The sequence below is a fragment of the Mucilaginibacter sp. P25 genome (genome assembly GCF_050859465.1).
Classification (GTDB): domain Bacteria; phylum Bacteroidota; class Bacteroidia; order Sphingobacteriales; family Sphingobacteriaceae; genus Mucilaginibacter; species Mucilaginibacter gossypii.
Window position 1 is genome coordinate 4,926,376 of sequence record NZ_CP193937.1, and the last position, 25,501, is coordinate 4,951,876.

Consider the following 25,501-nt stretch of genomic DNA (forward strand, 5'->3'; position numbering starts at 1 on the left):
TAAAAATATTAGTATTTTATATATCTTTGAGAAAAAATTTCAAATGCAGGAATTGTTGGTCAAAACGTATTTAAAAAGCGAGGTTAAAGCCTGGCTTAAATACCGCGATGGTTCACGGGAAGTGGTGAAAATTGTACCAAATACAGGGCAAAAGCACGCTGTACAATGCTATGAGATCTATACGGCTTATGATCAGCCGCCCGTTTACATGGGCCGTATTTTATTTGACGCGAAGGGTTACTGGATCTACGACGGCGATGTACTGCAACCAGGAGAACAGGAACAATTGGCCCATTTTATAACGACTTATGTGGAAAGGATTTAGTGATGGAACAATTGACATTATTTGCCGAAACCGGGCAAAGTAAAGGATTGCCTAAGGATTTGCTGGAATACCAGCCCGGTTTAATTGATCCGACAACGGGTGACTGGCTGTTAGAAAAACTGATCAGGGAAACACCCTGGAAACAAACAACACAAAAACTTTGGGATAAGGAATACCTGACACCAAGGCTCACCTGCTGGTATGGAGACAAACCAAATACGCTGTTGAAGGCTTATCCGAAGGCCTGGCGCTGGAACTCGCTCCCTTTAACATCAAGGTTACCGCCCGGGCACCCGGCCTGTTCCGCACACAGTTCCTGAATGCCCAGAGTTATTCTCTGACCAAAGAGTCGATCTCCGACTACCAGACTACCACGGCAGGCCAGATGAAGGCTGTACCGGAAGCACTGCACTGCACCAACCCGGCGACCCCGCCAAACTGGCGCAGGTGGTACTGGAACTGGCGAACACTGAAAATCCGCCGCTTCATTTACCGGTCGGAAAGGACTCCCTGCAAACTTACCGCAGCAACCGTGATAAAGTTAGCCAGGAAATCGAAGCCTGGGCCGGTAAATGCACACCTACTGAACTCACCGCCTGAATTGCCTGCCATAAAACGTAACCTCATCAACAAGGAACTATGGCTTTACGTTATCGCCACCCTTCGTTATCTGCCCAAAACTATTATTACGCTACAGGTAGACGGGCTATTGTTTTACAGCCCGCAAAAGCAGACGGAGATCCGGCGGCGGGTGCAAGGCCTGAGCCCGATCTGAACGGGTGTGGGGGACGATGGCTGCAACGCAGATGTTGCACCACCTCAACCTTTCGCTGGGCGGGGCATTGGGTTATTTCAGCCTTTGGGATGAGAGTTACGGGCTCAGTCGTACGATATTCAAATGGTTACTGGTGGACTTCTTTCCTGAGCAGTCGCGGGGACTGCGTATGCCCCTGAATTTTGTGATACCCCATTACGAGCAATTTTATTTTGAGCAGGAGCAAAAGCTGTTGTTGGATATCCTGGACAAAGCCTGGATCACGCCAACCGAAGCCTGGGGGCCGCATCCCCTGTTCGGCAGGCTGACTCGCAGACAATGGGGTAAATTGGTGCTGATCCATATTGATTATCATTTAACACAATATAGTGCCTGATCTTTTTTAAATTAGTCTTCATGAAACACTTCCGCTCACTAAGCGAGATGCACAGCGAGAATGGCCTGCCAGAACCGGAGCACCCCATGCTTAGCCTGCTGGAGATTACGCCCGGCCTGGTCCTGAACTTCCGGGAATTCACCTGTGATTTTTACATGATCGGCCTGAAAAATATCAAAGCCGGGCACTGGCTTTACGGGCGCACACGCTTCGATCACGAAAAAGGCTCGATGGTGTTCTGGAAACCCCGCCAGGTTATCGAAATAAATAACCTGGAGCTGGAAGAAGGCGGCTATATCCTGTTGTTCCATGAAGACTTTTTATTGGGCAGCGCCCTGCAGCGCGAGATCGGTCGGTATGCCTTTTTTGACTATGAAGCGGATGAAGCCTTACACCTGGCGCCCAAAGAAGAAAAAATCATCATGCGTCTCTTCGAATCGATCGATACAGAATACGATAATAACCAGGACGAGTTTAGCCGGAACATTATACTGGTCAATATCGATTCCTTATTGAAGTACGCTGAGCGTTTTTATAAACGGCAGTTTATCAACCGCCGGGAATTAAGCGGCAAAACGGTTTCGGCTTTCCAAAGGCTGCTGGACGATTTCATCCGCCAGGACAAATTGATGAAAGAGGGGCTGCCCTCAGTATCCGCACTCGCCGCCGAGCTGAACATGTCGCCACGTTACCTCAGTAATGCGCTGAAGTTGGAGACCGGGAAAACCGCGCAGGAACTGATCCATATTGCGCTCATCTCGGTCGCTAAAAACCGGTTGCGGGAATCTGACGACCATGTTTCAGAAATTGCCTATTCTCTCGGGTTTGAGAACATGTCTTACTTTTCCCGGCTGTTCAGGAAAGAGGTGGGCCAAACTCCGAAAGATTTTAAAAAGACGCTGTTGAATTAAAGCCAATTGCCTGAACTGCTTCAAGGCACTTTTTTAAACAGGATCTACAAGTTGGACGGCCGATTCGCCTCCGTATCAAACCTTATTCATCTACACGGCGCGCGCGCCAGAACATCAGGTCGCCCAGAACATAGATCATTTTTAAACCGAATATCACTACGCCGTATGCGATGGAAATATGGGCATGGTTGTAATTACGCACGAACTGTAGCAACTATTGTTATGGCCGACTACATCACCGACTTAGTTAGATATCTCTACACCTGCTATGATTGCGGGCACCAAAAAATCAATTTTAAAAGAATTTAGACCAGATGAATCTGGATATATCGCAGGCGGTACCTATAGGCCTGATATTAAACGAAGCTATCACCAATAGTATCAGATATACATTTAATAAAACCGGATGAGAAATACTTGTTAATGTGAAGCTGTCGGCACCAGAAACCATCGCCTTACTTATTAGTGATAACGGCAACGGACTGCCTCCTGATTTTAATTTAACCGAGACCTCATCATTAGGGATGGAGATGATGAAGGGCGCTTAGTAAGCAATTGGGAGGTAGTTTTTAAATAACAAGCAACCATGGCTATATGTTCTTGTTGCGTTTTTCTTTTAACTCATTGACCAATCCTTCTGTAAGCGATTTGCTGAACGTGTCGTACCCGTTAATCAGAGTGGCTTTAACACCATGATTGGTTGAAAATATAAAATATACGATCGCTTCATCAGATGGATCAGACATCATGGTATTCATTGTTTTTTATAAATATAGGTATTGTTAATGCTTAGTCCCAGTTGCCTGATAACGTAACATCCATGTCTTTATTTTTGACATCCATCTCTAACGGAAAGATGATTTTATAACTATCCATATTCATTTTTTGCGAACTAATCAAACCTGTAGAGTCGGCCCACAACTGCACTATACATGTTTGTTTATATAGCGCTTGTTTGAGGCTCGAAGTTATACCCAGCGTAACAGGCAATGGCAGGTTTGACGGATATGAAGCAGATTTACCGATAACTCGCTGCTGATCTGCGGCGTCAACAATCCTGACGTAAACATGCTGCAAGCCGGAGTTTTTGTTTGTGTAGGCGTTTATGGTAACCGTTTTTAATTTAAAGTTTTGGTTATCTTTTTGGCATGCAGTTATACTGACGATGATAATAGCCAACAGGGTTATATATTTCATTTGTTGTTTAATATTAAATAATTAGATTATGCAGGTACAAGCCGGCGCGAACGCAGGTAAACTGCTGTACGATTTAGATAAGGGAATAAAGCAATAAGCAGCAAGGTTGCGACCAACATCATTGACATCATCTCGTAATAATCCATAGCGAACCTGATTTGGATTTGCTGATTAACGGCGCCTACCAATTGCTTGTTTGCGCCTTTACTGGCTTGCTTTAACGAGAGACCCTTTGACAACAGTTCGGTCCCACGCGTGGCCAGCGCGTGCAATGCAAACCGGTCAACTTTTGTTAGATGGTCCTGAAATGCATTGTAATGCCGGCTTTTTTCGTAGAGCTCGCAAAAATTGATGATCGCAGCACTAACACAGAAGCCAACATACCCCATAGTTGAACATATCGAAGTTGCTGACGGGCCAATTGCAACAGGCACTGCAGAGATGGCATACACAATAGTGGGTACCATGATCATCCCCACGCCTATCCCCTGCATAAAAAGCGGAGCGTAAAAGTTCTTTTCATTTGCCTCTGTAGCAAACAAAAAGAACATAATGACGTGAAAAGCCAGCAATAATATAAAGCCCGGAAACCAGATAAACCTGATATTTTTTTCTGCAGGATCATAGCACCGGAAATTATAATACCAATTATGAGGCCGCCCAGGTTGCAACTGTTTATATAGCTTACGTGAATAGGATCAAGCTTAAGCACACCTGTAAAAAATGAATTGGTGATATTAACCGCAAACCGACATATATAAAGTATTAAGATGAGAAAGGCCGCGAACTTAAAATTGCGAAAGCGAAATATACCCAGATGCAGATATGGTCTTTTTAAACCTCTTTGGCGTACAATGTAAATCAGCGTGCTAACTATCATAGCGGCAACGCTATAGTAAATGCGGGCATCATCCAACCAATAATATTCCTGCCCATAAATACTAATATACCCCAGCAAAGTGAGCATGATGCTCCAAAACACAAAACTCTGCCAGTCGAGTTTGTATAAGTGAAAGCGGGCGTTCAACCTTACGTTATTCATACACAGCATGATAAGGCACAAGCATGGCAGGTAAGAGAACAATGCGCCCTTGTAAACCAGGTTAAAATTATAAGAGTCTATCAAATCGGCGGTAACCAAATTGGTAAAGGGCAGAATACATATCAGCATTCCGAAAAAACCGAGAAGCTTATTTCGCGGGCCCTTTCGCTGTGCAGGCGGGTAAACATGAGGGATAAAGACAGATTTACTGTACTGGAGAACAACATCCCCTGGAAAAAACGGATCGGGAATAATATATAAAGATCATTGGTTAAATAACATACCAGTGTTGTCAGCAACTCCAACATGGTAAAAATGATAAAATATTCTTTTGCTGCCAGGAAGTTAAAGAATCGCCGTTCAAGGCTGTAAAAGGCTATATACCCGGCATAAAACAAAGCTACCGCAAATTGTATATCTGCCGGTTCGCTGCCATAATAGCCTGCTGCCGCATTGATGTTTCCAAATGGCAGAAAAAAGCACCAGCGTGGGCAGGATAAGTGAAAACAGTATGATCTTAATAGCCCAGCCCGGAACCCAGCGTCTAAAAATTGGAATCCCCCTATCCATGGCGCTGCTGTTTTTTTGGAACGTAAACATTAACATTCATACCCACTCTAAGCATGGCCAGCTGCTTTTTTCAGCATCGACCCTGATACGTACCGGCACACGCTGAACAATTTTCACATAGTTACCGGTAGAGTTATCCGGAGGCAGCAACGAGAAGCTGGAACCGGTCGCGGGCGACAATGAAATGATAGTGCCCTTAAACTCCTGGTCCGGAAATGCGTCGGCAACAAATTTTACGGTATCACCTATATGCATGCCGGCAATCTGGGTTTCTTTGTAATTGGCTATCACCCATTTGTCAGTTTCGTTATCAACTATATAGGCCAGCACTTCGCCAGCATTAATCATTTGACCAACCTCTACCGTACGACGTCCCATTCTTCCATCATATGAAGCCCTGATAACGGTATATTCAACATCAAGCATGTTGCGGTCAAGCAAAGCTTTTAAACGTGCAATTTCTGCCCTTAATACCGTCTTTTCTGCTATAATATCGTCTATTTTTGATTCTGCGGCTCCGTAGTTTTCCTCTGCCGACTGGAAATCGCTATTGTTTACATCCAGGGTAGCCTGAACATTTTCAAGCTGTTGTTTAGTAGCTGACTCCTCTTTATAAAGGCGCAAATAACGTTCAAAGTCAAGCCGCTGTTTCCAAACTTTTGCAGCGCTTGCTTTAATTTGAGCTTTAGCAGAACCGGCAGTTTTTTGCGTGGTGTGTATGTTACTTTTTAATACCTCTAACTGTGCCTCGGCTTTTTGTATAGCTGCCCGGGTCTGCGCAACTTGTAAAGTGTACTCCCGGTTATCTATAATTAATAAGGTATCTCCCTTTTTTACCGGCTGGTTCTCTTCAAACTTTACGGCCACTATAAAACCTCCCGCACGCGATATAACAGGGTTTACGTACTCCTGTACCTGTGCGTCATTAGTTTGCTCATACTCACGATACTCCCAAAGAGTAAATACGGCCCAAATTGCCAGGGCTATAATGGTAAGGCCGGCTATCCAACCGGTTATCTTGGTAATAATTCGATCTGTTACTATATGCTTTTTTTCATATTAAAGTACGCCGGTGATGTTTTGAAGTAGATAATATTTGTTTTGAGCCACAATACGTGCGGTTGCCAGCTCAAAGCGCGTTTGCAGCACCTGCACATCGGCATCAAGCAAGTCTGTAATTAATGAAGTTTGATTGAAATATGTATTTTTAATAATGCGGGCATTTTCCTGTGCATGGGCCACATCAACCTCGGCCACACCAATTTGCACCAGCGATTCCTTATATCGTAAGTAAGCCTCTTTAACCTGTTGCCGTACTTTGTCCTCAATGTCTTTATGAGTGGTTTCTTCTTTATCAAGCTCCAGTTTAGCCGAGTTCACTTTATGCCTGTTTTGATAAAGTTGCGATAGCGGCATAGTAGCCCTGATACCGGCAACACCAAGCGAGTACCAGGCAGGATTGTAAGGAAATAGGAATATTTGCGGGTTAGCGTATGAAAAATCGCTGTAAAGCCCAACCTTTGGCTGGTAGTTGGCTTTTACCTGGCTAAGATGCAGTTTACTAACCTGCGTTTGCTTTTCAGAAATATGGTACGCAAAGGAATGTTCCATTGCGTCGACGAGGTATTTTTCATAAGGCAATTCTTGCACGTCAACTGAATCGAACTCTGTGGGGATGATCACACTTTCATCCGGTTCGCCCATAATGATGTTTAGTTTCTGTGTAGCGATAAGAATATCATTCTCTATGGTTACCAAAGCCATCTTACGCCTGGAAAGATCCAGTTCAACACGCAGCACATCGCTTTTTAAGACCACCCCATTTTTTTGAAGGGCTTTTATCTCCAACAATTGCTTTTCCTGATCGGCAATATCCTTAATGATCAGTTTCCTGAAGACCAAGGCCTTTTGAAGATCAAGATACAGCGCGGCCGTTTTATACCTGATGACAGAGATCGCTTCGTTATTATGGATAACCGCAATCTGGTACAATAGCTTATTCTCTTCAATTTTAAGGTTAAGCTTATTGCCATTATAAAGGTTCAGATAAAAATCGGCCCCCGCTTTGTATAAAGTGTGTATAATTTCGTGTTCCTGCGTGTGCGAAGAAAAAAGGCCATTTTCATAAATGGGCATATTGGTTGCCTTTTCAATGCTGCCAAGCAAACTTACTTCGGGCAACCGTTCCATTATTGCGTCTTTAATCTCCTCGTCAGCAATCAAATTGGCTTTTCTGGTAATCTCAATCTGCCTGCTGTTTTGTTCGGCTTTGCGCCAGGCCTCCGGCAATGTAAGGAAGGCAGTGTTTTTAGACTGGCTATATGCGCTATTGGCGGTTAACAAACCAGCAAATGCGATCAATATTTTACTGTAGTACATATTTGTTGCAAAAATATGCCTCTCACAACTGTTCGCTTTCGCCTAAGTTGCCAATATTTTCATCATTCCGGCCAATTTTTATTAACTTTGAATTGCGATGATATTCTAATGACGAAGATTGGATTAATAGCTTCCCTCCCCGAAATTGATAATAAGCCGGATTCGGTTTTTGTGATGCATGAAAGATCAGAGAAGTTAATCCCTTTTCATACCCATACCAAGGGCCAGTTAAGCTACGTTGAGGGCGGTCTGGCTTACATCACTACACAAAACAAAACCTATGTAGTGCCTGCAAGGCACTACTTCTGGATTCCGCAGGGCCTGATACATGAACTTCGGGTGGGTGTTTTCGCAACAGCTTTAAGGTCACTTTATTTTTATTCCACCAACGACGACGCGAACGAATTTTATGGCAAACTGGGTATTTATCCGGCTAGCGAGTTGCTGATCCAAATGATCAATTATACCGAGCGTTGGGACGAACTCCATATAGGCATTGGCGATCGTAATTTCGATTTCCTGGTAGCGCTGAAGAATATGCTGCCCGACTTAAACAAAAGGTCGTTGCCTATTATGTTGCCCAAAACTGAACATGAGCTAATGCAAAAGATCATGAATTATTTAGAAAGCCATATAAGCGAAAAATTAGTTATAGCTGATGTAAGCGGACATTTTGCCATGAGCGAGCGGTCGTTATCGCGCCTGTTTCAGTCGCAATTACGTATTTCTTTTTTACAATATGTTAAGAGCCTGCGTATGATAACGGCGATAGAGATGATTGTTAAAACACAAAAACCTATCGCTGATATTGCTTTTGAAGTGGGGTATGCCAGTGTTGCATCATTTAGCGATACATTTTATGCTTTCACCTCATCACGTCCGTCTGACTTGCGGAGGCGTTGATCTGAAAAGTCAGCGGAACGGTCAAGCTTTCCCGCTACCGCTTACCTATACACCCGTACGCTTTGCACCTCCATGGTAGAATATCCAATCTCTACCTGGCTGTCTTAAATCCACCTGTCATAAAATAGATATCATTAAACCCTTGTCTTCATTTAACCCCATACAAAGGTCTGGGGCGCTAGCCCCATCCGACGAAACCATTAAAACAATTAAGTTCTGGTGCAATTTGGTCAACCTTTTGAGCAACTCTTATTCTGAAATACTGTCGGACTTGCTTAGCATCCACGGCGAAAAAACCCAAGGCCAGCTCTGATCAGCCAGTATTTCGCTTACGCAAAAACCGTTCATGTAATTTTCCTTAACCCGGATACACCGTGACCGTTCAAATTTGCACAGGCAAAAGTAAATTCCTGCCCGCGCTTATGTATGGAAATTTTCGGTGATTTAGCTAATAGATAGTAAGTTTAATCAATTCAATGAAGATTTGAATTGAGCAGGCGACAGCTGCGTTTTGGTCTTAAAAAGGCGGCTAAACGATTGCGGATGCCCGAATCCCAATCGATAGGCGACCTGGCTAATGCTCAATGTAGATGTTGCAAGTAATTCTTTAGATCTCTCGATCAGTTGCTCCTGGATGTGCTGTTGTGCGCTAAGCCCGGTAAGCGAGCGCAACATATCACTCAGGTAATTTGGTGTGTAGTTTAATCGATCCGCCATGTGCTGAACGGTAGGCAACCCTCTTTTTGTTGGCATTTCTTTTTGGAAATAACTGTTGAGTGCCGCTTCGAACCGCTGAAGCAGGTCGCTGGTGGCGGCCTGTCTCGTCAGGAACTGACGTTTGTAAAAGCGTTTGGCGTACGTCAAAAGCAATTCGATCTGCGCAATCACCACCTCCTGGCTGAAATCGTCGATGCGGCTGTTCAACTCTTCTTCAATGATCTTAAAAATGGATGAAACGGTCTTTCTTTCCTGTTCAGAAAGGTGAAGCGCTTCGTTTGATGAATATGAGAAAAAACCATACTGCCTGATCTTGGCAGCTAAGGGAAAACCTTGCAAAAAATCCTGATGAAAGATCAACGAATAACCTTCATTTCCTTTATATACGGCTGTGCTGCCAACCACCTGGTTAGGTGCGGTGAATACCATACTGCCTTCGTCAAAATCATAATAGCCCTGCCCGTATCTAAACTTGCCGCCCAGCTTTTCAATAAAGGATATCTTGTACAGAGAGGTCACGTAACTGACCGGTAAGCAGCTTAAATTGATCCGTTCGTCGCGTGTATCAAACAAGGTGATCAACGGATGCTTAGGCCCTGGGAGATTCAGCATACGGTGAACCTCTTTAATCGATTCTACTTTAGCGATTTTAGGCTTTTCTATTTTCATAGCTAAAATTACTTAATATGACCGGCAACAGCCTCAGCCGCCGGTCATTTAAGCGTCAGGTAATAGCGATTAATCGAATTACCAGGGCAGTTTTCCTTCCGGGCCGGTAAATCCGCCTGTCGGGCCATCTGTTTCTAGTGCGACGCGTACTGGCTCACGCGAACCTACTTCCAGGCTATCTGTTCCCTGGAAATTATTGAGCGCAGTAGCTGTATAACCTGGGCTGGTCGCGTTTACCTTGATCCCCTCTTTCTCCAACTCTAAGGCAAAAGCCAGGGTTACCGCATTTAAAGCAGTCTTAGATGCAGCGTAGACGATGCCGAAATGTTCACGTGCCCAGCATTCCGGATCGGAGATCCAGGTAAGGGAGCCAAGGCCGCTGGATACGTTAACGATGCGTGCTGCTGCCGATTTTCGCAGTAAGGGCAACGCCTTCTGGGTTACAGCGATCACACCGAAAACGTTGGTTTCCCAAACAGCGCGTACCTCATCCAGCGATACGTTAACGGCACGGCCGGTGGCCATTAACTCTTCCGGGTTTTTGGGAGATGTTCCTGCGTGAGAGATACCTGCGTTATTCACCAGCAGGTCCAGGCGTCCATATTCACTGGTTATTTTAGCTACCGCCGCATTGATACTTTCCTGCTGTGTGACATCCAGTTGAACCGCTTTTGCATTATCGCCAATCTCGGCGGCTGCCTTTTCGCCGTTCTCCAGGCTACGGGAACCCAAATAAACAATATAGCCGTTAGCGGCAAGTGCTTTAGCAATTTCATTCCCTACACCCTGATTAGCGCCCGTTATCAGCGCGATCAGTTGATTATGATCTTGACTTTCCATTTGCTTAATTATATTAATAGAACAAAGGTCTGTATTACGATCTGCACCGTTTAAACCAAATCAAGGATATTCCTAACCAAATTATTCTTTTATTAAAAGGGCTACTTATCCTAAGACATTGCCCTGACGCCATTCCGATCAAACGGGAGATACAATCTACGGTCATCTCTTTGGATGGTCTTTATTTAATTTAACTACTAAGTCATTAGTTAAAATATCTTACAACTACAACTCGGTTATTTTGCAAAAAAAACCGCCCCATAACAGGGCGGCCTTCAAACCAAACTAACTACTTTATGAAAACAGTCTTTAATTATTTAACAGCTATTTCTCTTGTTTGAAATTTAGCTTCTTCTCTTTTGCTACAGTAAGCTTCAGGATACCATCGGTATAATCGGCTTCAATTTTTGATTGATCGGCACTTTCAGGCAATGTGAATGACCTTACAAATGAATTGTAGCTATATTCACGTTTGCTGAATTTTTTACCTTCTTCAACATTTTCGGCTTTCTTTTCTGCAGCTACGCTTAATACATTTTTGTCAAGATTGATTTTAAAATCCTCTTTCTTTAAGCCAGGTACAGCCAGTTCAACATGAAACTCATTTTCGGTTTCTGCGATGTTAACTGCAGGCACACGGGCAATCAGTTTATCACTTAAAAATGAATCATTGATCAGTGAATCAAATACATCGCTAAAAAATGGGTTAGCTGAAGTGTTTTTAAGGCCGTTGTTAAATTTTACTAATGTCATTTTTATATCCTCCTAAAGTTTTGTTTTTTGTTAACTTCGTAACCTATTGATCAACTGCTGTACCAACAGCAAAACCGCCTATATCAAACGACAAAAAGTCACTATTAAATATTTTAGGCAGACAAAATGACCGAAAATGGCTGAAAAACTTACAGATTATAAATATAAAACCCTTATCCCTATCCGCTTTTCGGATATCGATTCATTTGGACATGTAAACAACGCCGTTTATCTTACCTATTTTGAAATAGCCCGGATTGGTTATTGGAAGGAAATTATCAACTGGGACTGGAGCAATACCGGCATTATTCTGGGCCGGTCGGAAATCAACTACCTTAAGCCTATTACTGTTCAGGATAATATTGCCTGCTATGTACGTACCATTCGTATAGGCAACAGCAGTTTTGATATGATGCATGTATTGGTAAAAATAACCCCCAATGGCGAAGAAATTGTAACAACCGGCAAAACGGTTTGTATCAGCTACGATTACTCGGCCAATAAATCTGTTTCTATCCCATCTCCCGAAAGGCACAGGATGATCAATTATGACGAACCGAGGTTAATTCTGAATACGAATTAATGTATTGATGTGCAAATTTCAAATGTGCTGGTAAAGCTTGTATTGCGCAGATTTCAAATATGCAAATGGAGCTTACATATCTAATTCAAACATTTACGCACCTGAAATCTGCACATTTGCACATCCATAATCCGCACATTTGAAATCTAAAATATCTTCCCGGGGTTCAAAATTCCTTTAGGATCAAACACGTGCTTTATCCCTTTCCACAACGCAAAATGCATTTCCGAATATTTTATCGGCATAAACTCTTTTTGTACCAGGCCAATGCCGTGCTCACCAGACAAGGTGCCGCCAAGTGATACAGTTAATTCAAATATCTCCTGGATGCCGGATTTGAGCTTGTTATTCCAGTCGTCATCGCTCATGTTGGCTTTAATGATATTTACATGCAGGTTCCCATCGCCGGCATGGCCATAACAAACTGATTCGAAGCCATATTTAGCTCCGGTTTCTTTTATTCCCTTAATCAGCGGTGGCAGTGCGGCGCGGGGTACAACAGTATCTTCCTCTTTATAAACCGAGTTTGACTTTACCGATACCGCCATGGTACGCCTTAAACGCCAAAGCTCTTCCTTTTGAGCAGTCGAATCGGCAAACAACACATCGCGGCAGTCAAACTCTTCAAGCACTGCATTTATTTTTTCGCAATCGGTAAAAATCACGTCCTGGTTGGTACCATCTACTTCAATCAATAAGAACGCTTCAATACCATCCTGCAAATCAAAAGCAATATCATCATGCTCCTTAACCCACTCCACTCCTCTTCGCTCCATAAATTCCAGCGCCGACGGAATAATACCAGCTCTGAATATTGCTGAAACCGCCGCACAGGCAGCTTCATTGGTTGGGAATGAGGCCAGCATCAAAGCATCTAAAGTTGGAGCAGGAATAAGCTTCACCACAATTTTAGTGACAATGCCAAGAGTGCCCTCCGAACCAATCATCAATTGGGTTAAATTATAACCGGATGCATATTTAAGGGTATTTGCACCCGTCCATATGATCTCGCCCGATGTTAAAACCACCTGTAAGTTCAGCACATACTCCCTGATGGTTCCATATTTAACAACCCGTGGCCCGCCTGAACCATGCGATACGTTGCCTCCAATAAAGCAACTACCTTTACTGGCCGGATCAACGGGGTACAACAAGCCTCTTGCAGCCACCGCGTTCATGAACTCTTCAGTTATAACGCCGGGTTCAACGGTAGCTTGCAGGTTTTGTTCATCAATTTCAAGGATTTTATTAAAACGCTCCATGGCTATCAGCAAACCGCCATTAACCGGAAGGGCGCCACCGCTTAAGCCAGTACCCGCTCCGCGCGGCGTTACGGGGATCAGGTTTTCGTTACAGATTTTCAACAATGCAGCAACCTCTTCGGGTGTTTGCGGGCGCGCTACAACTTCCGGATAATAAACAAGATCTTCGGTTCTCGTCATGGCTGTACTTTTCGAGGCTTTCTTGGCCGGTTAAAACATTACCGGTGCCAACAATTGCGGTTATGGCCTCTAATATTTGAGCCGATATTTTATTGAATTCCATGATCAGGATTTCTTGTAATTTATAATAACAGCCGAATGCGCTACCTTACCGCTTAAGGGCGGAGTAAGTTTTTTAATGGTAACCTCAATACTTTCAACAAACGGGTATTTCTTTTTTATACGATCAATAATTGCCTGACCAACGGTTTCAATCAATTTACGTGGTTGTTTCATCTCTTCGCATGTTATAATATACACACGTTCATAATCAACAGTTTTACTTAGATTATCTTCCAGCAAATCGCCGGGAGGCACAAAACCAACATTCACATCAACTAAAAAACGGCAACCTATTTTTTGTTCTTCGGGATAAAATCCGTGGTACGCGAAAAACTCCGCGCCCTGTAAGGCTATATTGATCATGGCCAAAAATAAAAAAAGCCCTCTCTAAATCTCACTCTCTATAGAAAGACTTTTAAAAATATTTTTATTTCGGCTGATTTCCAGCAGCTCAAAAAATATTTTACAATCAAAAACATGTTTTAAACCGTTTAAACCTGCTTTTTATCATAAAGTGGCTTCGCATATCAAAAAACAGCGTTTTTGGCTTGCTTTTACCGGCGATAAATGCTTTATATTTGCCCACCAACTATAATTTTATGGCCAAAACAGATCTGTACGAAGCCCCCGATTACTATTTATTAGATGAGTTACTAACCGATGAGCATAAGTTGATCCGCTCATCAGTTCGTGATTGGGTGAAGAAGGAATTGAGCCCCATTATTGAAGAGTACGCTCAAAAAGCTGAGTTCCCTTCGCAACTGTTAAAAGGCCTTGCCGAAATAGGTGCTTTTGGGCCTACCATACCAGTAGAATATGGCGGAGCGGGCTTAGATTATACTGCTTACGGCATCATCATGCAGGAATTAGAGCGCGGCGATTCTGGCATCCGTTCAACAGCATCTGTTCAGGGTTCGCTGGTGATGTATCCCATTTATGCCTACGGCAGTGAAGAACAGCGTAAAAAATATCTTCCTAAGCTGGCGAGTGGTGAATTAATGGGATGCTTTGGCCTTACCGAGCCCGATCATGGCTCAAACCCTGGTGGCATGACGACCAACATTAAAGATGCCGGCGATCATTATATACTTAATGGCGCTAAAATGTGGATCTCCAATTCGCCTTTTGCTGATATTGCCGTTGTTTGGGCTAAGGATGAAGCTGGTAAAATTCGCGGGCTGATAGTTGAGCGCGGCATGGAAGGTTTCACCACACCTACAACCCATAATAAATGGTCGTTAAGGGCATCGGCAACCGGTGAGCTTGTTTTTGATCATGTTAAAGTCCCAAAAGAGAATCTGCTGCCCAACGTAGCGGGTATAAAAGGCCCGCTGGGTTGTTTAAACCAGGCCCGTTACGGTATTGCCTGGGGTGCATTAGGTGCTGCGATGGATTGTTACGACACAGCCCTCCGTTACACCAAAGAACGCGAGCAGTTTGGCCGGCCGATAGCTGGATTTCAGCTTCAGCAAAAAAACTGGCCGAAATGATTACTGAAATCACCAAAGGGCAGCTGTTAGTTTGGCGTCTTGGAGTACTTAAAAATGAGAACAGAGCTACGCCTGCCCAAATATCAATGGCTAAGCGAAACAGCGTTGAAACGGCCATTACTATAGCCCGTGAAGCCCGGCAAATGCTCGGCGGTATGGGTATTACCGGCGAGTACCCTATTATGCGCCACATGATGAACCTTGAATCGGTAATAACTTATGAAGGGACACATGACATTCACCTGCTTATTACCGGGATGGATGTTACCGGGCTCGACGCTTTTAAGTAATAGATAATCGATATACTTTAACTTTCAGCAGCGCCGGTGTTATTCATGCGCATAAATATTGTTCATTATAATTATGAGCGTTATATTTGTGGTGTAACCACTTAATGTTGTCAACCCCTGATAGCCCAGTTAGTTTAAACAAACTGCTGGTCAACCATTTAATTTGGCTGGCCCTGGCTTTTTTATTGATATTTAATTCCTGCGCAAACAGCGTTAATGATACAGGCGATTACTCCAGGCACTTTAAAACACTATTTGATACGGTAAACCTGTATAATGGGGAAAGATCCCAACCACAGAAGGGCATTCAATACCTTGACTCAGCCTACCGCACTATAAAACACCCGTTTGTAAGCGACAGGTTCCGTTTTTATGCCTTCCATTTTCTTTACAATTTAAAAGGGCTGCATGACCCTAAAAAAGCCATGCTTTATGCTGATACTATGCGAGCTGTGGCTACCGAAAGTGTTACCCCGGATCAGCATATTAAATTAGCTGCCGAAGCTGATTTCGCAACCGGGGATACCTATTCGGCCCTGGTAAGATACGATGAGGCTTACAGGTATTTTTACAAGGGCTACTCTATCGGCAAAAACGCCATTGACGATGCCATCCTGGCCGAATACACTTACCGAATGGGTATGATTATGTTTAAGCAGGGGCATTTTAGGGAAGCGGCCAATTATTTCAAGATCAGTCATAGGCAAAGCTATGCCTATGCTGATGATTTTCGTGCCTTTTATCAGCGGCAGGAGCTTTTGGATAATATTGGCGAGAGCTATAAAAACAGTGACGATATTGACAGCTCAAGCCTTTATTTAAATAAGGCGCTTGTTTATATCAATGAAAATAGTTCAAGGTTTGCCGAAAGGGCAAACCTGCTTGAAGTTGCAAGAGGCGTAGTATATGGCAACCAGGGAGATCTGGCCTTATTAACCCATAATTATAACCAGGCACACGAATTACTGAAAAAAGTATCGCCATTAATTTAAAACAAGGTTATGATAACCGCGATGCCGAACTAACCGAAATAAAACTTGCCCGACTATATTTAATAACCAATAAACCAAACGACCTTTTTGAACTACTGAAAAGACTCCGCGCCCAGCTCGATACTATCAAAAATGATGACGCTGAAACCAACTGGAATGGTTTGATGAGTAATTATTATCTGCAAAAAAGATTACCAGAATAGCTTGTTGTATTTAAAAAACTATTCATCGTTAAAAGATTCGGCAACAAAAAGAACTTCATCATTAAAACGGACAGATATTAATCAGCAACAAGCCAATTTTGATAAAGAAAATCAGATAGAAGATCTTAAAAGTCATAATAAACTGCAGTTGATATACATCTATCTTGCTGTGCTTTTTTCAGTGATGGCAGTGATTATTATCTTCCTTGTTTTTCGTAACCTTAAAAGGTCAAAACGAGATATGGTAGCTATAAAAATGCTAAACGACCAAATTAAGTTGCAAAAAACCGAATTAGAAAACACACTTGAAGAAGTAAACCGGGGAAGCAGGGAAAAAGACCGAATTCTACGGGCTGTAGCACATGACCTCCGCAATCCGCTTGGAGGAATAGCATCGTTATCGGCCTCAATGGTTGATGATGCAACTGATGAAGAACAAACAGAGCTGATCAACCTCATAAAAGAAACTTCCTATAATTCCCTCGAACTCATCAATGAAATTTTAGAGGCGGCAAATACAGCCAACATGACTTTTAATAAAGAATGGGTTGAAATTAACAGCCTCATTAATAAAAGTGTTGATTTGTTGCGGTTTAAAGCAGCTGAAAAAGACCAGGATATCATGCTGAGCTTATTGGATGCTCCCACTGAAATACTAATAAACAGGGAAAAAATATGGCGGGTTATCAGCAACCTGGTTAGTAACGCCATAAAGTTTAGTCCCAAAGGTGCCGTTATTTATGTAATTGTAAACCAAAAACATCAAGGTGTTGAAATATGTGTTAAAGATTACGGTATAGGCATTCCTGATAAATTACAGCAACAAGTGTTTAATATGTTCACCGAAGCTAAACGGCCCGGTACCGACGGCGAAAAATCATTTGGCCTCGGGCTTTCCATCTGCCGTCAAATAGTTGAAAAACATAGCGGCAGGATTTGGCTAAAAAGCGAATCAAATAATGGTTCAAGTTTTTACGTCTATCTTCCGGCCCAGGCATCTTAACATATCGGTTATTCCAAACCAATTTATTTTGGACAGGTGATAGATAAATAAAAAAATATTGGTAAAACAACCCGGTCATTTTTATTTTTTTATAGATTACCTTTGTTTTACAATCAACTCTAAACCTCGCATAATTTAATATTGATGTTTATATACAAAAGCTTCAGGCAAATATGGCTATCCGGTAATATACAGGGTTGTTTGCTTTTTGTTTACTTTTTGTTGATAACCACTTCATGCGGGCAACAGTCAAAGGGCTTTCTTTCTGTCTTCAGCATATAATAAGGCTGTTGACACTGCAACGATAATGTATGATAATGGGCATCACAAAGCAGCAGTAAATTATCTTGATTCGGCCTTCCGTCATTCAAGCAACCTTAGCTTCAAACAGGTTTATAACTACTATTATTTTATCTATAATTATGCTTCGCATATAAAGGCCGATCGAAAAATGGCTTTGCTTTACGCCGACAGTATGCTTAATATTTTCGATACGCCGGAGAAGAAACTAAAATTTACCAGTGAATATGGCCAGGCTCATCTTGCCAAGGGAGATGTGTTATTTGACGAGCATCGTTACAACGAAGCTTACAGTTATTTTTACGAAGGAAAAGTAATTGCCAATAATAACCTTGACGATTGTACCATGGGAGATTACAGCTACCGGATGGGCATGATCTTGTATAAGCAGGAACATTACAGCCGGGCTGCCGTATATTTTAAAAAAGCTTTGATGAAACCAGGTCATGCGAAGGAAACTTCAATTATTTTTATCGCAGGCAGGAACTATTGAATAATATAGGTTTAAGCTACAGTAAAATGTTGATGAATGATAGTGCCATGCATTTTTACAACAAAGCCCTCGATTACATTAATGATAACATTGCAAGGTTTAAAGACAGGCCCCAAATGGGGGAAGTATCCAAAGGGGTTGTATATGGCAATATGGCTGATATAAGTATCAGGGAAAAAGATTATAACAAGGCTAAAAGTCTTCTCAGAAAAAGTATAGCTATCAATCTGCGCAAAGGAAACGATAATAATGACGCTCAACACTCCGAATTAAAGCTTGCATCTATATATGATCAGCAAAACTTAAATGACTCTTTATTAAACCTCCTCAATATTATTAGCCTCCAGTTTGATAGTGTCCAAAGTAGGGAAACAAAACAAAAATGGCACTTATTGATGTCAAATTATTTCGAGAAGCAGAATGATCATCAGCAGGCTATGACGCACTATAAGCAATATGATGAACTTAAGGACATCATAGCAAATGAAAACAAAAAACTAAAAGAAGCCGACGTTGCAGAACAGGTTAAAAGCCTTGAAAAAGATAACGAGTTTAATAACCTTAAAAAAAACAATGAATTGCAGCATATTTATCTGAGGGTAACTGTTGTTTTTGCCCTGATGCTCATTATTATCATTTCCCTGGTATTTTTAAACTGGCAAAAATCAAAAAAGAACATTAAAACACTTGGAAGCCTTAACAGCCAGATAAACCATCAAAACCACCATCTTGAAAACGCCCTCCGTGATTTAAAACTCAATAACCAGGAAAAGGACCGGATTTTACGTACTGTTGCACATGATCTGCGCAACCCTATAGGCGGAATAGCTTCGCTTACCAGTGTAATGACAGAGGAAAATTATAGCGACGAACAAAAAGAGCTGTTAAATATTATCCGGGAGACTTCATTTAACTCCATTGAACTAATCAATGAAATTCTGGAAGCCACTGAATCCGCTTCGGCTATATTACATAAAGAAGCGGTTGAAGTTAATTCCTTATTGAGCAATAGTGTTGAGTTGATGCGTTTTAAGGCCGCTGAAAAGCAGCAGATTATCAATACTTTCCTGTTAAATTCACCACTCGAAATTTACATTAGTCGTGAAAAAATATGGCGGGTGATTAGCAATCTGATCAGTAATGCCATTAAATTCAGTCCGGAAGGATCTGCTATTTTAGTTATGGCTATTGATTTGGAAAACGAAATCCAGTTTTCTGTAAAAGATCGCGGTATAGGGATTCCCGAAAAGCTCAAAAACCAGGTATTTAACATGTTTACAGATGCTAAACGCCCCGGAACCGCTGGTGAAAAATCATTTGGCCTTGGTCTTTCCATCTGTAAGCAAATTATTGAAGATCATAACGGCCGGATCTGGTTTGAAAGTGATACCGAAAATGGCACGTCATTTAATTTCACGCTGCCAAAAAACTAACAGCTTATTTCAGAAATTCAGCGTACCATCTGCCAGATGTTTTAACCGTGCGCTGCTGGGTTGCATGATCAACATGAATCAGCCCAAAACGCGGATGATAACCTTCGGCCCATTCAAAATTGTCGGTGAGGGTCCACACAAAATAGCCATTAACTTTACAGCCTTCGTTTTTTGCCTTTAACACCTGTGCTATGTAATCCTTTAAGTATTTTAATCTTTTGGGGTCATTTACTTCACCATCAGTAACCTCATCGGGAAAAGCTGATCCGTTTTCCGTAACGATAATCTTTTTAACATTAGGATATGCATCATATTTTTTGATCATATGGTAAATAGAAGGCGGGTAAACCTCCCAGCGCATAGCTGTAAGGTCAACACCCCTCTTTTCGGCTTTGACCATACTTGCGTTGATATACGGCGTAAAAAACGAATATTTTACAATTTCGCGGGTGTAATTCTGTATGCCGATAAAATCAAAATCAAATCTCAGCTTATCCTCGTCACCGGAATAAAAATACTTTTTCAGATCTTTAAGTGCAGGCAGGTCTTTTATTGGGTAACCCATGCCCAACAAAGGTTCAATATATAGACGATTGATCAGCGCGTCGGCACGGACTGCGGCAGCTATATCCCTTGGCTTATCTGTGTAAGGCTCTATTTGCGAACACGAAAATGTGGTACCTATTTGCGCCGTTGAAGGCAGCAATTTTCGCAGGATCCTGCCACCTTCAGCAATACTCATGGTAACGTGATGTATGGCGGGCACAAAGTTTTTCATACCACTGCGTCCCGGCGCATGGATGCCGAAAAAATAGCCGGCTCCCGTAAAAACTACAGGCTCGTTCATTACCATCCAATGTTTTACCCTATCGCCAAAGTTTTGAGCACAAATAGTGATAAACTCACTAAACCAGTTTATTGCTTCACGATTTGTCCAGCCGCCTTTAACTTCAAGCACATGCGGAAGGTCCCAGTGATAAACAGTTAACCAGGGTTCAACGCCTTGCTTAATACAGTAGTTGATTACCCGGTTATAATAATCAATGCCGGCCTGGTTAATTTTCCCGGTGCCTTCGGGCAAAATACGGGTCCAGGATATAGAAAAACGAAAATTGGGGATATTAAGTTCTTTTATGAGGTCGATATCACGCTCATACAAATTGTAAAAATCGCAAGCGGTTTGTGCATGGTCGCCATTCAGGATCTTTCCTTTTTTTGTGGTAAAAACATCCCACACAGATAGTCCTTTTCCATCGGCATCATGAGATCCTTCTACCTGAAAAGCAGCAGTTGAAACGCCCCATTCAAAGTCGGCACCAAAAAGATCTTTGCTTAAATGTATTTCCCGGTCAGTAAGTTCCATTAATTTGAGCTACAAGCCCAAAAGTGCAATTATATTTATAAATGAAGAATTATAAGTGATAACTTAATGTATGAACGACGAACGCATACTTTTAAGCATCATCCACTGACGGAAATTAATCAGCAGTTTAGAGATATTGATAATGAATTTCATAACCTTTGTGTTTTAGCTATAAAATAAAGGTAACAAGCAGATGTTTGCTGAATGTGACAACTATGTTATTTAATTGTTAACCAGCATTTTCATAAATATACAAAATTGCTTTAATACTTTAGCCATTAATTTACAAACGCTATGAAAACACACTTTATAAAAATGTTTGGTTATAACCTGTTTGCCAATCAGCAGTTGATACAGACAATGGAAGCAAACGGTTCGCCGGAGGTAACGCTTAAACTGATGGGCCATCTGCTGGCCGCCGAACAGGTATGGCTCGAAAGATGCAAACTTATCCCTTCTTCTCTGCCTAACACATGGCCCGAAAATGTTACAATTGAGCAATGCAAAAAACAGGTACCGGAGCGTTATGAAGCATGGGTCACATTTTTAAACGAAATCGATGAGGAAGATCTGAATAGCATAATTCCGTATCATAGCTTTACCGGCGACTATTTTGAAAACCAACTTGGCGATATTATTACGCAGGTTCTTAACCATGGTACACATACCAGGGCCCAAATTGGGCAACAGCTAAAGTTTGCGGGTACAAAAACTTTACCTGTTACAGACTATAGTTATTATTTAAGGGTGTTAAACAGCTAAACATTTAGCATATTTGCCAAGTTTTATCACGCATCAAAAACCATGAAAAAACATCTATTCGCAGCTGCAGGCATTGCCTTGTTATTAGGTTGCACCGACACTAAAAAACAGGAAAAAGATCTTTTAAAACAGGTAATTGCCGTACATGATAAAGTAATGGCCAATGACGAGCAATTGATGAAAAATAAGATACTGCTGGATAGCCTGATAAAAAAGAACGCTCCCAATATCAATAAAGACAGCGCGCAGGTTTATTTAAAACTGGTTGATGATGCTGATAATGCGATGAGCGACTGGATGCATAAATTTGATGCGGAAAACAAAGGCAAATCCCATCAGGAAATTATGGACTATCTTGAAGCTCAAAAGAAGCTCATCAGCAAAATAGATACCCAAATAAATGTAGCTGTTACCGGCTCAACTAAATATATAACCCAAATACCGGCAAAAAAATGAGGAAATTGTGGATAGGCATTGTTATATTAATGCTTTTCAATGCCTGCAAATCAAATACTAAAACCGCCCTTCCAATATTGGGTTATAAAACTCCGGTAACTAAAACGGTTAATGGCAAAACAGTAACAGATACTGAGTACGCCACTATCCCACCCTTCAAGTTTGTAAACCAGTATGCTGATACTATAACTCAGAAAAACCTGGATGGAAAAATATATGTAGCCGACTTTTTTTCACCACCTGCCCTTCTATTTGCCCGGTGATGCACCGAAATATGCTTAATGTATACAAGGAGTTTAAGGATGATGATAACTTCAGGATCATTTCGCATACCATCGATCCCAAATATGATACCGTGCCCGTATTAAAACGCTATGCGGATAAATTAGGGATTGCGGGCAATACCTGGTGGTTGTTGCATGGTGAAAAAGGCGATACTTATAAAATTGCCAAAAGCTACCTGCAAAGTGTATCCGAAAAAAATCCCAAAGGCGAATATATCCATGACGGCTTTTTTATTTTGATAGATAAACAAAAACGTATTCGCGGTACCTACGAAGGAACAGATCCGGCAGAAGTAACCAAGCTGATTGCCGATATCAAAACCCTGAAAGCCGACCCCGACCAAATTACTGCCAAATGAAGATAAAGGCAATAGGCGCTATAGCTATTTTGCTGATCATAATTGGTGCATCATGCCAAAGCGATGATCAAATTGAGTTTAAACGCTATTACTCTGGCGGAAGCCTTGTTTACCAGCAGCATTGTCAAAATTGCCATGGCGATAAAGGACAAGGCCTGTCATCGCTTATCCCGCCATTAACAGATTCAACGTATCTAAAACAGAACAAAGCTGTACTTGCCTGTTTTATCAAAAACGGCCTTAAAAGAAAAATAACTGTAGCCGGCAGAACATTTGACGATGACATGCAGGCGGATGATATTGCGCCCTTAGAAATTGCTAAAGTGCTTACTTATGTCTCCAATTCCTTTGGTAATAAGATGGGGACAGTTACTTTGCAGCAGGTTCAGGATGATCTTAGAAACTGCAAATAGTTTTTAGTTCATGGTTCATAGCAAAGACTTATTGGTCGGCTCCATTTTACCATGATCCATGAACTATCAGCCATGAACCACAAAATTTCCCTATCTTTATCCCCGCAAAACGTTCTATCGCTGCCAGCTTGTTTGGCGGAGGAAAGTCCGGGCAACACAGAGCATCCTGCTTCCTAACGGGAAGGCGCCGGCAGCCGGCGACAGCAAAGTGCCACAGAGAAAATACCGCCCGCTTAGGTGGGTAAGGGGTGAAAACGTGAGGTAAGAGCTCACGGCATAACCGGGCGACCGGCTATGACGGTAAACCTCAGGAGTTGAAAAACCAAATAGGTCCTGAAAGCGGAGTTGCTCGCTCCCGTATCTGCCGCAAGGTAGGTCGTTAGGATGGGTAGGTTGTTTAAACCTGTTAGTGATAACAGGGCCAGATAAATGATAGAAGTTGCCCTTTAAAAAGGCAAAACAGAACCCGGCTTATAGGTTTGCTGCTGTATAAACCCCTTGCTGTAAAGCGAGGGGTTTTTTTATTTGTATCTATTTATTTTTAATAAATTTTATAACCCTGCAAACATTTATCCGCCTTAAACCTTTATAGCACATTAAAAGTGTTTGTTTTTCTATACAAACCCATATATTAGCAAACAATTACATATCGGTACATAATTACAAAACATGGCTAAAATTTTAATAATTGATGATGAACGGTCTATTCGTAATACGCTTCGCGAGATTTTAGAGTATGAAGATTACGAGGTTGAAGATGTAGATAACGGGGTTGACGGCCTTCAGTTAATTGAAAAAAAGACTATGACCTGGTACTGTGCGACATTAAAATGAACCGCATGGATGGCATGGAAGTACTTACAGAAGGCCTTGCCATTAAACCCGATCTTCCTTTCATCATGATATCAGGCCACGGCACGGTTGAAACCGCTGTGGAAGCCAGCAAAAAAGGCGCATTTGACTTTATTTCGAAACCACCTGATCTGAATCGCCTGCTCATTACCGTTCGTAACGCGCTTGACAGGGGAAGTCTTGTTGTTGAGGCTAAGGTCCTTAAACGTAAAGTATCAAAGGTGCGCTCGATTTTAGGCGAATCGCAGGCTATCCTTAAAATAAAAGAAACTATTGACCGGGTGGCCCCCACCGATGCCCGCGTATTGGTTACGGGTGCCAATGGCAGTGGTAAAGAGCTGGTTGCGCGTTGGTTGCACGAAAAATCAAACCGCTCAAGTGCACCTATTATTGAGGTAAACTGTGCTGCCATTCCATCAGAGTTAATTGAAAGTGAACTATTCGGTCATGAAAAAGGTTCGTTTACATCAGCCATTAAACAACGCATCGGTAAATTTGAATCGGCAAATGGCGGCACTTTGTTTTTGGATGAGATAGGTGACATGAGCCAGTCGGCCCAGGCTAAGGTATTGCGTGCATTACAGGAAAATAAGATTACACGCGTAGGCGGCGAAAAGGAAATTGACGTTGATGTACGTGTAGTAGCGGCAACCAACAAGGACCTGCTGAAAGAAATTGAAGCCGGTAATTTCCGTATGGACTTGTACCACCGCCTAAGTGTAATATTGATCCACGTACCACCGCTTATTGAACGCAAAGACGATATCCCGTTGTTAACTCAAAGCTTTTTGGATGAGATCTGCAATGAATATGGCATGCCCGTTAAAAAAATCTCTGATGCTGCACTTGAGGCCCTTAAAGCCCTGCCATGGACCGGTAATATTCGTGAACTCCGCAACATGGTTGAGCGTTTGATCATCCTGAGTGATAAAGTTATTACAGATAACGATGTTAGAGCGTTTGCCAACCCATCTGCACCAACAGCAGTTGGCACTGGCAGCGCCGCCGCTCCTGCACCGCAAACGGATTTTGATCAATTCAATAACTTTCAGGAATATAAAGACTTTGCGGAGCGTGAATACATCAAATTCAAGCTGGAAAAAAATAATTGGAACGTTTCAAAAACTGCTGATGATATCGATATTCAACGCAGTCATCTTTACAGTAAAATTGAAAAATTTGGCCTTAAACGCGGCGAATAACATAAACTTTTGAAATTATTTT

Annotated in this window: 29 protein-coding genes, 1 other RNA gene and 2 pseudogenes; 21 read left to right on the top strand and 11 right to left on the bottom strand. The window is 42.1% G+C overall.

Features of this window, described 5'->3' with window-relative positions; translation table 11 throughout:
• The first annotated feature begins 43 nt into the window (after positions 1–43).
• The 6 genes from ACRQ5D_RS24920 (at position 44) to ACRQ5D_RS24945 (ending at position 2,935) form a co-directional block, all read left to right on the top strand.
• Positions 44–325 (top strand): hypothetical protein, encoded by a 282-nt coding sequence (locus ACRQ5D_RS24920; protein ID WP_143020710.1) that lies wholly within the window; start codon positions 44–46, stop codon positions 323–325.
• Between the two features lie 2 nt (positions 326–327).
• Positions 328–645 carry a hypothetical protein gene (locus tag ACRQ5D_RS24925; RefSeq protein WP_091163981.1) on the top strand — a complete coding sequence of 106 codons (318 nt, stop codon included), beginning with the start codon at positions 328–330 and terminating at the stop codon, positions 643–645.
• A gap of 65 nt (positions 646–710) precedes the next feature.
• Positions 711–1,100 (top strand): hypothetical protein, encoded by a 390-nt coding sequence (locus ACRQ5D_RS24930; RefSeq protein WP_091163979.1) that lies wholly within the window; start codon positions 711–713, stop codon positions 1,098–1,100.
• 16 nt (positions 1,101–1,116) lie between these two features.
• On the top strand, positions 1,117–1,476 hold the full coding sequence (locus ACRQ5D_RS24935; protein WP_091163976.1) for a DUF1569 domain-containing protein: 360 nt from the start codon (positions 1,117–1,119) through the stop codon (positions 1,474–1,476).
• 20 nt (positions 1,477–1,496) lie between these two features.
• Positions 1,497–2,387 (top strand): helix-turn-helix domain-containing protein, encoded by an 891-nt coding sequence (locus tag ACRQ5D_RS24940; RefSeq protein ID WP_091163972.1) that lies wholly within the window; start codon positions 1,497–1,499, stop codon positions 2,385–2,387.
• A 425-nt stretch (positions 2,388–2,812) separates the two neighbouring features.
• Entirely contained in the window at positions 2,813–2,935 is a 123-nt protein-coding gene (locus ACRQ5D_RS24945) for a hypothetical protein (protein ID WP_431200682.1), read from the top strand.
• Between the two features lie 42 nt (positions 2,936–2,977).
• Here the strand turns inward: ACRQ5D_RS24945 and ACRQ5D_RS24950 are convergent, their stop codons facing one another.
• From ACRQ5D_RS24950 to ACRQ5D_RS24960, 3 genes are read right to left on the bottom strand one after another with little or no spacing between them, the layout of a single operon-like run.
• Positions 2,978–3,145 carry a hypothetical protein gene (locus tag ACRQ5D_RS24950; protein ID WP_176844394.1) on the bottom strand — a complete coding sequence of 56 codons (168 nt, stop codon included), beginning with the start codon at positions 3,143–3,145 and terminating at the stop codon, positions 2,978–2,980.
• A 31-nt stretch (positions 3,146–3,176) separates the two neighbouring features.
• Positions 3,177–3,584, bottom strand: a complete 408-nt coding sequence (locus tag ACRQ5D_RS24955) for a hypothetical protein (protein WP_091163970.1) — start codon at positions 3,582–3,584, stop codon at positions 3,177–3,179.
• A gap of 26 nt (positions 3,585–3,610) precedes the next feature.
• Entirely contained in the window at positions 3,611–4,156 is a 546-nt protein-coding gene (locus tag ACRQ5D_RS24960) for a hypothetical protein (protein ID WP_432326959.1), read from the bottom strand.
• Positions 4,157–4,593: 437 nt separating this feature from the next.
• Here ACRQ5D_RS24960 and ACRQ5D_RS24965 point away from each other — a divergent pair, with 437 nt between their 5' ends.
• Positions 4,594–4,887, top strand: a complete 294-nt coding sequence (locus ACRQ5D_RS24965) for a hypothetical protein (RefSeq protein ID WP_431200684.1) — start codon at positions 4,594–4,596, stop codon at positions 4,885–4,887.
• A 345-nt stretch (positions 4,888–5,232) separates the two neighbouring features.
• On the opposite strand, the gene ACRQ5D_RS24970 is transcribed toward ACRQ5D_RS24965, so the two are convergent.
• Together ACRQ5D_RS24970 and ACRQ5D_RS24975 are read right to left on the bottom strand one after the other, a co-directional pair.
• On the bottom strand, positions 5,233–6,240 hold the full coding sequence (locus tag ACRQ5D_RS24970) for an HlyD family secretion protein (protein ID WP_431200865.1): 1,008 nt from the start codon (positions 6,238–6,240) through the stop codon (positions 5,233–5,235).
• Between the two features lie 15 nt (positions 6,241–6,255).
• Positions 6,256–7,575: a TolC family protein gene (locus ACRQ5D_RS24975; RefSeq protein WP_091163964.1), complete on the bottom strand. Its 1,320-nt coding sequence runs from the start codon at positions 7,573–7,575 to the stop codon at positions 6,256–6,258.
• A gap of 108 nt (positions 7,576–7,683) precedes the next feature.
• Here ACRQ5D_RS24975 and ACRQ5D_RS24980 point away from each other — a divergent pair, with 108 nt between their 5' ends.
• Positions 7,684–8,478 carry an AraC family transcriptional regulator gene (locus ACRQ5D_RS24980; protein WP_208057843.1) on the top strand — a complete coding sequence of 265 codons (795 nt, stop codon included), beginning with the start codon at positions 7,684–7,686 and terminating at the stop codon, positions 8,476–8,478.
• Positions 8,479–8,946: 468 nt separating this feature from the next.
• On the opposite strand, the gene ACRQ5D_RS24985 is transcribed toward ACRQ5D_RS24980, so the two are convergent.
• From ACRQ5D_RS24985 to ACRQ5D_RS24995, 3 genes are all read right to left on the bottom strand, one after another.
• The gene (locus ACRQ5D_RS24985) at positions 8,947–9,864 is read right to left on the bottom strand and encodes a helix-turn-helix domain-containing protein (RefSeq protein WP_091163962.1); all 918 of its coding nucleotides are present in this window, start codon (positions 9,862–9,864) and stop codon (positions 8,947–8,949) included.
• Between the two features lie 78 nt (positions 9,865–9,942).
• Positions 9,943–10,704, bottom strand: a complete 762-nt coding sequence (locus ACRQ5D_RS24990) for an SDR family NAD(P)-dependent oxidoreductase (protein WP_091163960.1) — start codon at positions 10,702–10,704, stop codon at positions 9,943–9,945.
• A 324-nt stretch (positions 10,705–11,028) separates the two neighbouring features.
• On the bottom strand, positions 11,029–11,457 hold the full coding sequence (locus tag ACRQ5D_RS24995; RefSeq protein WP_432326963.1) for an Hsp20/alpha crystallin family protein: 429 nt from the start codon (positions 11,455–11,457) through the stop codon (positions 11,029–11,031).
• Positions 11,458–11,593: 136 nt separating this feature from the next.
• Here ACRQ5D_RS24995 and ACRQ5D_RS25000 point away from each other — a divergent pair, with 136 nt between their 5' ends.
• A complete protein-coding gene (locus tag ACRQ5D_RS25000; protein ID WP_090525969.1) occupies positions 11,594–12,040 on the top strand; it encodes an acyl-CoA thioesterase in 447 nt (148 codons plus the stop codon).
• Between the two features lie 146 nt (positions 12,041–12,186).
• Here ACRQ5D_RS25000 and ACRQ5D_RS25005 read toward each other — a convergent pair whose 3' ends face one another.
• Together ACRQ5D_RS25005 and folB are read right to left on the bottom strand one after the other, a co-directional pair.
• Positions 12,187–13,482, bottom strand: a complete 1,296-nt coding sequence (locus ACRQ5D_RS25005; protein ID WP_432326965.1) for an FAD-binding oxidoreductase — start codon at positions 13,480–13,482, stop codon at positions 12,187–12,189.
• Between the two features lie 105 nt (positions 13,483–13,587).
• Entirely contained in the window at positions 13,588–13,947 is a 360-nt protein-coding gene (folB, locus tag ACRQ5D_RS25010) for a dihydroneopterin aldolase (RefSeq protein WP_090526249.1), read from the bottom strand.
• Positions 13,948–14,183: 236 nt separating this feature from the next.
• Here folB and ACRQ5D_RS25015 point away from each other — a divergent pair.
• From ACRQ5D_RS25015 to ACRQ5D_RS25035, 5 genes and pseudogenes are all read left to right on the top strand, one after another.
• Positions 14,184–15,364: pseudogene (locus ACRQ5D_RS25015) on the top strand (acyl-CoA dehydrogenase family protein).
• Between the two features lie 104 nt (positions 15,365–15,468).
• Complete coding sequence (locus ACRQ5D_RS25020) at positions 15,469–16,356, top strand: tetratricopeptide repeat protein (RefSeq protein WP_431200686.1); 888 nt, start codon at positions 15,469–15,471, stop codon at positions 16,354–16,356.
• A 204-nt stretch (positions 16,357–16,560) separates the two neighbouring features.
• A complete protein-coding gene (locus tag ACRQ5D_RS25025) occupies positions 16,561–17,562 on the top strand; it encodes a sensor histidine kinase (RefSeq protein ID WP_431200687.1) in 1,002 nt (333 codons plus the stop codon).
• Positions 17,563–17,869: 307 nt separating this feature from the next.
• Complete coding sequence (locus tag ACRQ5D_RS25030; RefSeq protein WP_431200688.1) at positions 17,870–18,355, top strand: tetratricopeptide repeat protein; 486 nt, start codon at positions 17,870–17,872, stop codon at positions 18,353–18,355.
• On the top strand, positions 18,352–19,788 hold the full coding sequence (locus ACRQ5D_RS25035; RefSeq protein WP_431200689.1) for a sensor histidine kinase: 1,437 nt from the start codon (positions 18,352–18,354) through the stop codon (positions 19,786–19,788). Before ACRQ5D_RS25030 ends, ACRQ5D_RS25035 begins: the two co-directional genes overlap by 4 nt.
• A gap of 4 nt (positions 19,789–19,792) precedes the next feature.
• Here the strand turns inward: ACRQ5D_RS25035 and ACRQ5D_RS25040 are convergent, their stop codons facing one another.
• A complete protein-coding gene (locus tag ACRQ5D_RS25040; protein WP_091163951.1) occupies positions 19,793–21,151 on the bottom strand; it encodes a GH1 family beta-glucosidase in 1,359 nt (452 codons plus the stop codon).
• Positions 21,152–21,445: 294 nt separating this feature from the next.
• Between ACRQ5D_RS25040 and ACRQ5D_RS25045 the strand changes: the two genes are divergently transcribed.
• From ACRQ5D_RS25045 to ACRQ5D_RS25075, 7 genes and pseudogenes are all read left to right on the top strand, one after another.
• Positions 21,446–21,913, top strand: a complete 468-nt coding sequence (locus tag ACRQ5D_RS25045; RefSeq protein WP_091163949.1) for a DinB family protein — start codon at positions 21,446–21,448, stop codon at positions 21,911–21,913.
• 42 nt (positions 21,914–21,955) lie between these two features.
• Positions 21,956–22,369, top strand: coding sequence for a hypothetical protein (locus ACRQ5D_RS25050; RefSeq protein WP_091163947.1), 414 nt, complete (start codon positions 21,956–21,958; stop codon positions 22,367–22,369).
• A complete protein-coding gene (locus ACRQ5D_RS25055) occupies positions 22,366–22,632 on the top strand; it encodes a hypothetical protein (RefSeq protein WP_432326969.1) in 267 nt (88 codons plus the stop codon). Before ACRQ5D_RS25050 ends, ACRQ5D_RS25055 begins: the two co-directional genes overlap by 4 nt.
• 11 nt (positions 22,633–22,643) lie before the next feature.
• Positions 22,644–23,012 carry an SCO family protein gene (locus ACRQ5D_RS25060; RefSeq protein ID WP_431200691.1) on the top strand — a complete coding sequence of 123 codons (369 nt, stop codon included), beginning with the start codon at positions 22,644–22,646 and terminating at the stop codon, positions 23,010–23,012.
• On the top strand, positions 23,009–23,425 hold the full coding sequence (locus ACRQ5D_RS25065; RefSeq protein ID WP_091163943.1) for a c-type cytochrome: 417 nt from the start codon (positions 23,009–23,011) through the stop codon (positions 23,423–23,425). The genes ACRQ5D_RS25060 and ACRQ5D_RS25065 overlap by 4 nt, the downstream gene beginning before the upstream one ends.
• A 101-nt stretch (positions 23,426–23,526) precedes the next feature.
• Positions 23,527–23,915, top strand: an RNA gene (rnpB, locus tag ACRQ5D_RS25070) — RNase P RNA component class A.
• A 179-nt stretch (positions 23,916–24,094) separates the two neighbouring features.
• A pseudogene (locus ACRQ5D_RS25075) lies at positions 24,095–25,479 on the top strand (sigma-54-dependent transcriptional regulator).
• Positions 25,480–25,501: the final 22 nt, after the last annotated feature.